11 protein-coding genes are annotated in these 9,453 nt (G+C 71.6%); 6 read left to right on the forward strand and 5 right to left on the reverse strand.

All coding sequences use genetic code 11. The features are described from left to right. Positions 1-280: 280 nt before the first annotated feature. Both ACIA8X_RS39810 and ACIA8X_RS39815 read left to right on the forward strand, forming a co-directional pair. A complete protein-coding gene (locus tag ACIA8X_RS39810) occupies positions 281-604 on the forward strand; it encodes a hypothetical protein (RefSeq protein WP_093911215.1) in 324 nt (107 codons plus the stop codon). 185 nt (positions 605-789) lie between these two features. Next, entirely contained in the window at positions 790-1,341 is a 552-nt protein-coding gene (locus tag ACIA8X_RS39815) for an ATP-binding protein (RefSeq protein ID WP_393461579.1), read from the forward strand. 33 nt (positions 1,342-1,374) lie between these two features. Here the strand turns inward: ACIA8X_RS39815 and ACIA8X_RS39820 are convergent, their stop codons facing one another. Genes ACIA8X_RS39820 through ACIA8X_RS39830 form a run of 3 tightly spaced genes read right to left on the reverse strand, consistent with a single transcriptional unit; the run spans position 1,375 to position 5,023 of the window. After that, complete coding sequence (locus ACIA8X_RS39820; protein WP_393461577.1) at positions 1,375-3,936, reverse strand: ABC transporter permease; 2,562 nt, start codon at positions 3,934-3,936, stop codon at positions 1,375-1,377. Further along, a complete protein-coding gene (locus ACIA8X_RS39825; RefSeq protein ID WP_393461575.1) occupies positions 3,933-4,745 on the reverse strand; it encodes an ABC transporter ATP-binding protein in 813 nt (270 codons plus the stop codon). Before ACIA8X_RS39825 ends, ACIA8X_RS39820 begins: the two co-directional genes overlap by 4 nt. Then, positions 4,742-5,023, reverse strand: coding sequence for an SHOCT domain-containing protein (locus ACIA8X_RS39830; protein ID WP_393461573.1), 282 nt, complete (start codon positions 5,021-5,023; stop codon positions 4,742-4,744). Before ACIA8X_RS39830 ends, ACIA8X_RS39825 begins: the two co-directional genes overlap by 4 nt. Positions 5,024-5,222: 199 nt before the next feature. On the opposite strand from ACIA8X_RS39830, the gene ACIA8X_RS39835 reads away from it, so the two are divergent. Genes ACIA8X_RS39835 through ACIA8X_RS39845 form a run of 3 tightly spaced genes read left to right on the forward strand, consistent with a single transcriptional unit; the run spans position 5,223 to position 6,607 of the window. Further along, positions 5,223-5,813, forward strand: a complete 591-nt coding sequence (locus ACIA8X_RS39835; RefSeq protein ID WP_399460354.1) for a TetR/AcrR family transcriptional regulator — start codon at positions 5,223-5,225, stop codon at positions 5,811-5,813. An 11-nt stretch (positions 5,814-5,824) separates the two neighbouring features. Then, positions 5,825-6,409: a DUF4865 family protein gene (locus tag ACIA8X_RS39840; protein WP_393461569.1), complete on the forward strand. Its 585-nt coding sequence runs from the start codon at positions 5,825-5,827 to the stop codon at positions 6,407-6,409. A gap of 21 nt (positions 6,410-6,430) precedes the next feature. Further along, positions 6,431-6,607 (forward strand): DUF1272 domain-containing protein, encoded by a 177-nt coding sequence (locus ACIA8X_RS39845; protein WP_393461567.1) that lies wholly within the window; start codon positions 6,431-6,433, stop codon positions 6,605-6,607. Between the two features lie 34 nt (positions 6,608-6,641). Here ACIA8X_RS39845 and ACIA8X_RS39850 read toward each other — a convergent pair whose 3' ends face one another. Further along, positions 6,642-8,111, reverse strand: coding sequence for a ketol-acid reductoisomerase (locus ACIA8X_RS39850; RefSeq protein WP_399460356.1), 1,470 nt, complete (start codon positions 8,109-8,111; stop codon positions 6,642-6,644). A gap of 89 nt (positions 8,112-8,200) precedes the next feature. On the opposite strand from ACIA8X_RS39850, the gene ilvY reads away from it, so the two are divergent. After that, positions 8,201-9,052 (forward strand): HTH-type transcriptional activator IlvY, encoded by an 852-nt coding sequence (ilvY, locus tag ACIA8X_RS39855; protein WP_399460357.1) that lies wholly within the window; start codon positions 8,201-8,203, stop codon positions 9,050-9,052. 204 nt (positions 9,053-9,256) lie between these two features. Here ilvY and ACIA8X_RS39860 read toward each other — a convergent pair. Beyond that, positions 9,257-9,453: integrase core domain-containing protein (locus ACIA8X_RS39860; protein WP_399460359.1), on the reverse strand; the 197-nt coding region annotated here is incomplete at its 5' end.

Below are 9,453 nucleotides of genomic sequence, written 5' to 3' on the forward strand. Positions count from 1 at the left end.
ACATCTTCCGCACGCTTCTCACCTGCATAAACACACCTTTGAGAGCCTCAAAGGCATCCCTGGACCGATGGCTTCACCGGGCCTTTGGGGGCGCATTCACGCGAGTGCTCCGAGCGCCCCCGGTCAGGCATGACGTGCGTACTGGTGCTCGACGCGGGACGCGGGCAGACTGCACCGGACGGGACGGCGATCCCGAGCGGGGGGCACACTGGATCACGACCAGGGCCGGCCACACCGACGCGGATCGAGCCGGCGACCGACGCGCACAAGGGGGCGGGGCATGGCGGAGCCGGAGTTCACGGCCACGGGCGTGCGGATCGGCAAGCGGCTGCGCTCGCTGACCCGGGCCGGGCAGGTGCGGATCAGCGACGGCAGGCTGCAGTTGCTCACCAGCTACGGCAGCGAGATAGACAGCGCGCCGGTGCAGGCGGTGCGGGCGTCCAAGCCCTGGTTCGCCCAGGACGACAAGGCGCTGGCGGACGTCAACGGCACCCGCTATTCGCTGACCCTGGGCGATCACGACCCCGCACCGGGAGAGCCGGGGCCGCCCGCGGCACGCCGGTTCATCGAGGCCGTACGGAAGGCTGCGGGGCGTAAGGGCTGAGTCACCGCGAGTTGCGGTACCGCACCCCCTGCGTCACGCTGGTCTCACGTCACTCTGGGTTTACCGGCGATAACGCTGCGAACCAGCCCCGCCGGACACATCAGCAGGCTGCCGTTTTCTTCAAGGACCCTGCTGGATCCGTACTTCGTGTTCTTCCGGACCTCTTCAGTCGGGGAGTCGCAGCCGTGATCAGTTACCCAAGCAGGCACTGCACGGTGGAGCTCCAAGCCCTGCCGTCGCGGATCGGTCAGGTCCGCAGAATCGTATCGGCGCAGTTGCGTTACTGGCATCTGGATCCCTTGATAGACCGCGCCGCGCTCGGTGTGACCGAGCTGTTGACCAACGTCCATCTGCACGCCCGACCGGACAAGATGTGCACCGTCGAGATCGAGCTGGTGCTCGACCGGCTCAAGGTCTCGGTGCGCGACCACGACCCGCGACTGCCCGTCGTGGCGGACGTCGGCGACGCCGACACGTTCGCGACCTGCGGGCGCGGGCTGGCGATGGTGGCCGCCGTCAGCGAGAGCTGGGGCGCCCGGCCGGACGGCGAGTCCGGCAAGGTCGTGTGGTTCACGCTGCCGACGCCCGCGGCGCCGGCACGGGGCGGGGTCGCGCGGCCCCCGCAGCGGACGACGGTTGCCGTGGAGAAGGCCGCGCGGCAGTTCGCCGAGGTCGGGCAGCGGGTGGACCTGCGCCGGCCGGAACATGCTCCCGCCCGGTCGGCCGTAGTGGGCTGACCGGGCGGTGAGGGGGTTCCGGACGCTGCCGGGTCACTCCGTGGCGATGGCCCTCAGTACGTCCAGGCGTGCCGCACGGCGCGCCGGGCGCAGTCCCGCGAGGGCTCCGGCCGTAAGGCCCACCAGGGCCACCACCGCGAGTTGCAGGGGCGGCATCGCGAAGGCGAACGCGCTGTCGCTCGCGCCGTCGGACGCCTCGACCAGGACCCAGCCGAGGAAGGCGCCCAGGGCCAGGCCGCCGACCGTGCCGAAGGCTGCCACCAGGACCGACTCCCAGCGGACCATGGCGCGCAGCTGGGCGCGGGTCTGGCCCACGGCCCGCAGCAGGCCCAGTTCGCGGGTGCGCTCGTGGATCGCCAGGGTGAGGGTGTTGGCGATGCCGAGGAGTGCGATGAGTACCGCGAGGGCGAGCAGGGCGTAGACAAGGGTGAGCATCATGTCGACGCCGCCCGCAGCGGACTGCGCGTAGTCGTCCCGGGTCTGCACCTCGGGATTGCCGTACCGGGCCGCGACCTTCTCTACCGCCGCCTTGCCCGTGTCCGTGCCGACACCGTCCTTGAAGGAGACGGCTATGAGGGTGTCGGCGTCCTGGGTGCGGTGCGGGGCCCACGCGTCGCGGGTGATGACGTAGTCGCCGGCGAGTTCGGACTGGCCGTAGAGCGCGCGGACCGTGAAGGTCTCCGTACGACCGTCGGCGAAGGTGAGGCGGGTCTTGTCGCCGGTCGTCAGGTTCTGCTTGTCGGCCTCCTTCTCGGTGATGGCGATGCCGTCGGTGCCGAGGTCGCGCAGGGAGCCGTGGACGGTGCCGAGGTCGAAGGTGCGCTCCAGGGCCACAGGGTCGGTGACCGTCAGGGCCCGGCCTTCGCCGTCGACCTCGGCGACTCCGCGGCCGAGTCCGACGGCCGTGTCCACCTCGGGCAGGCGCTGGACCGCGTCGGCCAGGCGCGGGCTCAGACCGCTGCCGCCGGCGCCGAACGACGGGGTGCTGACGGCCACGTCGCCCGCGAAGGAACGGGACACGGTCTGGTCCATCGTCGCTTTCAGGGAGGCGCCGAACACCGTGAACAGGGACACCACGGCCACGCCGATCATCAGCGCGCTCGCGGTGGCGGCCGTCCGCTTCGGGCTGCGCAGGGCGTTGCGCCGGGCGAGTCCGCCGGTGACGCCGCGCAGTCGGTCGAGGGGGCCGCCGAGGATCCGTACGGCCGTCGTGGAGGCGACCGGGCCGAGGACCACGAAGGCGACCAGGGCGAGGACGGCGCCGGTTCCCGCCAGCCAGATCGACGGGGACACGAGGACGCCGCTGAGCGTCACGCCGACCGCGAGGGCGAGGAGGCCCAGGCCGGAGACGGCTCGCAGGCGGGAGGCGCCGGACGTGTCGACGGCCGTCTCGCGCAGGGCGGCCAGCGGTGCGGTGCGGCCGGCGCGTACGGCGGGCAGGAGGGCGGAGCCGAGGCAGACCACGATGCCGACCGCGAGCGGCAGGGCCATGGAGAGCCCGCTGATCACCAAGTCGCCCTCGGGGAAGGGGAATCCGATCGCCGGGAACAGCGCCTGGAGCCCGGCCGCGATGCCGATGCCACCGGCCAGGCCCACCGCCGAAGCCGTGACGGCCACGGCCGTCGCCTCGACGAGGGTCGACGCGGTCACCTGGCGGCGGGAGGCGCCGAGGGCGCGCAACAGGGCGTTCTCGCGGGTGCGTTGGGCCACGACGATCGCGAAGGTGTTGTGGATGGAGAAGGTCGCGACCAGCAGGGCGACGCCGGAGAAGACCAGAAGGAAGGTGGTGAAGACGGTCAGGAACTGACTGGAGATCATCTCGGTGTCCTCCGCGGCCGACTCCTGACCGGTGATGGCCTCGACTCCCTTGGGCAGTACGGGAGTCAGGGCGTCCACCAGCTCCTGCTGGCTGACGCCGGGTCCGGCCCGCACCTGGATGCTCGCCGCCTCGCCGGGCCGCGCGGTGAAGTACTTCTCGGCGTCGGCCTGGGTCATGCCGGTGAAGGTCACCTGGGCCATGCCGTCCTCGCCGCCGAAGGTCGCGAGGCCGACGATCGTCACCTTGACCGGGTCGGGCGTGCGCAGGGTCGTCGTGTCGCCGATCCTCAGGTCGCCGCGCTCGGCGGTTCCGCGGTCGATGACGACCTCTCCGGACTTCCGCGGGGTGCGGCCGTCGGCGAGTTGGTAGGCGTTGAGTTCGGGGTCGGCGATCCAGTTGCCGGCGAGGGTGGGCGGGCCCTGGCCGCCGATCGGGTCGCCGTTCCTCCCGACGAGCTGGCCGGCGCCCTGGATGTTGGGCGCGGCGGCGACGACGCCCGGGACCTTCTCGACCGTGCTCACCAGGTCGGTGTCGACCGGCTCGCGCACGCCCTCGCTCTCGCCGGGTGTGGTGATGGCGGTGGCGCTGCGGACGACGGCGTCGGTGCCGCTGGTCGCGTTGCCGAACATCGTGTCGAAGCTGGCGCGCAGCGTGTCGCCCATGACGAGCGTCCCGGCGAGGAACGCGACACCGAGGAAGACCGCGAGGAACGTACCGGCGAAGCGGCGCTTGTGGGCCCGCAGGGAGGACACGCTCAGGCGGACGGACGCGTTCATGACGGCACCTCGAAGGCTTTCATGCGGTCCAGGACCTTGTCGGCGCTCGGGGATTCCATACGGTCGACCAGGCGCCCGTCGGCGAGGAACACGACCTCGTCGGCGTGGGCGGCGGCCACGGGGTCATGGGTGACCATGACGACCGTGCGGGCCGTCTGGCGCACCGCGCGGCCGAGCAGGCCGAGGACCTCCTCGCCGGAGCGGGAGTCGAGGTTGCCGGTCGGCTCGTCGGCGAAGACGACGTCCGGCCGCCCCGCGAACGCCCTCGCGACGGCGACTCGTTGCTGCTGGCCGCCGGAGAGTTCCGAGGGGCGGTGGTGGAGCCGGTCGCGCAGGCCGACGACGTCGATGAGCGCGTCGATCCATTCCATGTCGCCGCTGTCGCCCTTGCCGCTCTTGCCGCTCTTGCCGCCCGCGAGGTCCAGGGGCAGCGTGATGTTCTCCGCGACGGTCAGCGTCGGGACCAGGTTGAAGGCCTGGAAGACGAAGCCGACGCGGTCGCGCCGCAGCAGGGTCAGGCGGCGGTCGTCGAGGCTGCTCAGCTCGGTGTCGCCGATGTGGGCGGTGCCCGAGGTGAGCGTGTCGAGACCGGCCGCGCAGTGCATCAGGGTGGACTTGCCGGAGCCCGAGGGCCCCATGATCGCGGTGAAGCGGCCGACCGGGAAGTCGACGCTCACCCCGTCCAGGGCCCTCACGCTGGTGTCGCCGGTGCCGTACACCTTCACGGCGTCGATGACGCGGGCGGCCGGCGGCGTGATCGTCGTGGCGGAAATGGCCGATGGGGCGGACGTGCCGGACGTAGCCGTCATGCCGCACCGCCCTTGCCCGTACGGCCGAACTGCTCGTCCAGGACGGAGAGCCGGCGCCAGTACTCGTCCTCGTCGATCTCGCCGGAGGCGAAGCGGTGGCCGAGCACGGTGATGGGCGAGTTGTCGTCGGCGGCGGGCCGCCAGGGACCACGGCGTCCGCGCCACACCGTGCGGCGCAGCAGCGTGAAGCCGCCGACCACGACGGCCGCCCAGATCAGCGGGAAGAGGAGGATCCACGGGCCGGGGCCGCCGCCTGCGAAGTGAGCCAGGGTCTGCATGTCGAGTCATCTCCCGAGTCGGGGCGGTCGGTTCGTTCTGTTCGTTCGGTGATGTTCTGGTCGTTCGGTGATGTCTCGAGAGTCGCGCTGGGAGGGGGTCCGGGTCGTCGTACGGCCAGCGGCAGTGCGCGTACCTCGCGGGGAGTACGTGGGGATGGTTCCGCTGCTCCGGACGCGCTCGATTTCTGTAACTACTAGTATGTACAGTGGTGGTATGAGCACCTCGGACCGACTGATCGAGTCCACCCGCGAGCTGCTGTGGGAGCGCGGTTATGTGGGCACCAGTCCCAAGGCGATCCTGGAGCGCGCGGGCGCCGGGCAGGGCAGCATGTACCACCACTTCAAGGGGAAGCCCGATCTCGCGCTCGCCGCGATCCGGCGGACCGCCGAGGAGATGCGGGCTACCGCCGCGGGAGTACTCGACGGGCCGGGAACGCCGTACGAGCGCATCGAGGCGTATCTGCGGCGCGAGCGTGATGTGCTGCGCGGCTGTCCGATCGGGCGGCTGACGATGGACCCGGACGTGATCGCCAGCGACGAGCTGCGCGCGCCCGTCGACGAGACGCTCGACTGGCTGCGCGAGCGGCTCGCCGGGATCGTCGAGGAGGGCAAGGAGCAGGGCCAGTTCGCGGACGGACTCGACGGTGAGTCGATCGCGGCGACGATCGTCGCGACCGTGCAGGGCGGCTACGTCCTCGCCCGCGCGTCCGGTTCACCCGCGGCCTTCGACGCGGGCGTCCGGGGGCTCCTCTCGCTGCTGTCCCCGCGCGACGGCATCCGCACTTCTTGAAGGGACTTGGCATGCATGCCATGCAGTACGAGTTCACGCTGCCCGCCGCCTACGACACGGACGTCATCCGCTCCCGCGTCGCCCGCGTCGGGCATCTGCTGGACGACTGGGACGGCCTCGGCGTCAAGGCGTATCTGCTGCGCGAGCGCGGCGTACACGGCTCGCCGGTCAACCAGTACGGGCCCTTCTACCTCTGGAACACCGTGAAGGGAATGAACGCCTTCCTGTGGGGAGGCGCCTTCCAGGGGCCCGTGAACGACTTCGGGCGGCCACGGGTGTGTCAGTGGACGGGGGTCGCGTACGAGGAGGGCGGCGCCGCGGACTCCCCCGCCGAGGTCGCCGTGCGTCGGTACCAACCGGTGCCGGAAGGTGTGGAGTTGGCCGCGTTCATGGCGGACTCGGCGGACGAGACGGAGCGGCTGGCGGCGCAGGACGGCGCCCTGCTGGCCGCGGCCGTCGTCGACACGCGCGCGTGGGAGCTGGTCTACTTCTCCCTCTGGGCGCACGACACGCCCAAGGCCGAAGGCGATGTGTACCGCGTGCTGCACCTGTCGGCGCCGGGGCGCGGCGCGTTGCCGCGGGGCCGGCAGTGGTGAGCTCAACGGAAGGCGGAAGACATGGCGTTGGAGATGCGTGATCGCTGTGAGCGGTGCGAGACGGCGGCGCTGCCGCTCGACGCGGCTGCCCGTATCTGCTCGTACGAGTGCACCTTCTGTGTGCCGTGCGGCGATGCCATGCGGGGCGTCTGTCCCAACTGTGGTGGCGAGTTGGTGCCCAGACCTCGGCGTTCGTGACGCTCATGGCGTACTGAGCCCAGGGGATCTCCGCCTACGCCACGGCGATGTCCACGGACGGCCGGAGTTTCGCGGCCACGGCCAGGGCCTCGTGCACGGGGTGGGTGGCGAAGGCCGTCAACAGGGCGGTGTCCGCGGGGTGTTCGGCGGCCGGGTACGCGATCTGCTCGTACGCCGCCTGGAAGCGCGGGCCCCAGCGGCGGGCGCCGAGGCGGGCCGTGCGGGAACAGTTGTCGACCATGTACGCGACGTCCCGGGCGTGCATATAGGGCAGCAGCGAGTCGACGGCCTCGATGATCGACTCGTTGACGATCTCCGACCAGGGGTGGCCCCGCTCGGCGAACTCGTCGACCTGGGCCGTCATCGTGGCGACGAACACCCCGGCGGTGAACGGGTCGACGGGCAGCTCCCGTTCGGCCCGCAGGGCATGCGCCCGCTCGCCCACCGCCCACATCGGTGAGCCGCCGATCCGGCTCATCGGGCGTGCGCCGAGCCGCCGTTCGGCCAGGATGACGCTGCGCAGCTCGTTGCCGTCGGCGACCTCGTCGTAGATCTCGGCGACGATCTCGCGGGCTGGGCCGTACGTCGCCGTGTAGGCGCGGTCGAAGACGTCCCTGCCTTCGGTGTCGAGGGCCTCGCGCACGGCACGCAGTCCAGTCCGGGAGATCGTCCGGGCGATCGGGCCGGTGACGTTCTCGCAGGAGCGCTCGTACGCCGTCACCTCGTCGTCCCCGGCGAGTCGGCAGCGGGCGTACAGGCTCTCGACGATGCCGTGGACGGCGCCGAGCAGGATGGCGCGCTCGCCGACGATGTCGGAGAGGTACTCGCTCTCCAGCGTGGTGCGGAAGGTGTACGGCGAGCCCAGCGCGACCGACCAGCCGAGCGCGAGGTCGACGGCCCGGCCGTCGGGGTCGGCGTGCACGGCGAAGCTGCTGTTGATTCCGGCGCCGTTGATCTCGGCGCCCTGCTCGTAGAGCCGGCGCACGGAGTCGCCCATTCCCTTGGGGCACACGGCGATCACTCCGTGCCCCGGCGGGAACTCCCCGCCCGTCTCCCGCAGATGACCGAGCAGGAAGCCGTGCGAGAGGCCGATGACCGCACCGGGCTTCAGGGCCGCGAAGATCTCCCGGTGGTGGGCGGCGAGCGCGGCGTCGGCGATCAGCAGGATCACCAGGTCGCTGCCGGCGGTGACGGCGAGCCAGTCGCCGAGCGTGCCGTCCTCCTCGGTGAAGCCGTGGGCGCGGGCGTCGGCGGCCGAGCGGGAGCCGGGGCGCAGTCCGACGGCGACCCGGATGCCGGTGCCGGCGAGGGAGTCGCGCAGGTTGCGGGCCTGGGCGCGGCCCTGCGGGCCCCAGCCGATCACGCCGATACGGCGGACACCGGCGAAGGCCTGCGGCAGCAGCGGGAAGAGGTGCCGGCCGCCGCGCAGGATGGTCTCGGTGCCGCCCGGCACGTCCATCATTTCGAGGGAGAAGACGCGGGAGCTGTACGTGGTCGAGGTCATGGTCGAGTTGTAGGCTCCGCCCAGTCGTTGCGGCAAGCGCAACTTGCGCAGCGGAGAGTTGCACAGACTGAAAGGCCCAGGTCACGGTTATGCGCGACGATCATCGCGAGCTGCGTCTCTTCCTTCATCTGGCGCAGACGCTGAACTTCGGGCGGACCAGCCTCGACTGCCATGTCAGCCCGGCGACGCTGACGCGGACCGTGCAGCGGCTGGAGGCCGATCTCGGGCACCGGCTGTTCGACCGAGGCCCGCGTGGGGTGTCGCTGACGGCCGAGGGGCACCGGTTCCGCGCCTACGCCGGCCAGGCACTGGAGTTGTGGCGCTCCTACCGCGAGGAGCATCCCGACCCGGCCGAACTCACCGGCCGGCTGGCCGTGTTCGCCACGGTGACCGCCTGTCAGGGGCTGCTGCCCGACCTGTTGGCCCCGTTCCGCGCGGCCCACCCCCAGGTACGGCTCGATCTGCGCACGGGTGACGCGGCGGCGGCGCTGGCCCGCCTGGACGAGGGCGAGGTGGACGTGGCCGTGGCGGGGATCCCGGCGCGGCTGCCCGAGCCGCTGGTCGGCCGGACCGTCGCCGTCACCGAGCTCGTCCTCGTCACCGCACGGGACCGCCCCGACCCCGGCCTAGACGGCCCCTTCGTCCTCCCCCACCGCGGGCTGGTCCGCGACGCCGCCGACCGCTGGTTCCGTACGCGCGGCACGACGCCCGAGGTGGCGTGCGAGCCCGACGGCCATGAGGGGCTGTTGACGCTGGTCGCCCTGGGTTGTGGCACGGGGGTGGTACCGCGTCTCGTACTGGAGCACAGCGCCATGCGCGACCGGCTGTCGGTGCTCCCCGCCGAGCCGCCGCCGGAGCCGTTCCCGATCGGGCTGTGCGTTCGGCGGGCCGATCTGCGGCGGCCACTGGTGGCGGCCCTGTGGAGCATGGCAGCGGCTTAGGGCCTGTCCGGCGGATCATGCCGGCGTCGCGGGGCCTGGCACGCGCTCCCCCAGAGGGGGGACCCCCAGCGGCGTTGTCGTCGGTTGCCGACGCTCCGCGTCGGCGCCCTCCTCCGCCTTGCAGCTGCACGCTCCCCCATGGCCCCGCTCGGGTCGGCTGAAAGGGACCGTCTCTCAGGGCCGGCCTGATCCGCCGGACAGGCCCTAGGTGTATTGACCCGGGGCGTTGTTCACGCGGCTGATAGGTGGCTGGCCGCCGAGTGCGGTGTGGCAGCGGTGATGGTTGTAGGTGTGCAGGAAGTTGTCCAGTGCGGCGGTGCGTTCGTCGTTGTTGGCGTAGGGCCGTAGGTAGGCCCATTCGTCGAGCAGGGTGCGGTTGAAGCGTTCGACCTTGCCATTGG

This window comes from Streptomyces sp. NPDC051738 (genome assembly GCF_044453205.1).
GTDB lineage: Bacteria > Actinomycetota > Actinomycetes > Streptomycetales > Streptomycetaceae > Streptomyces.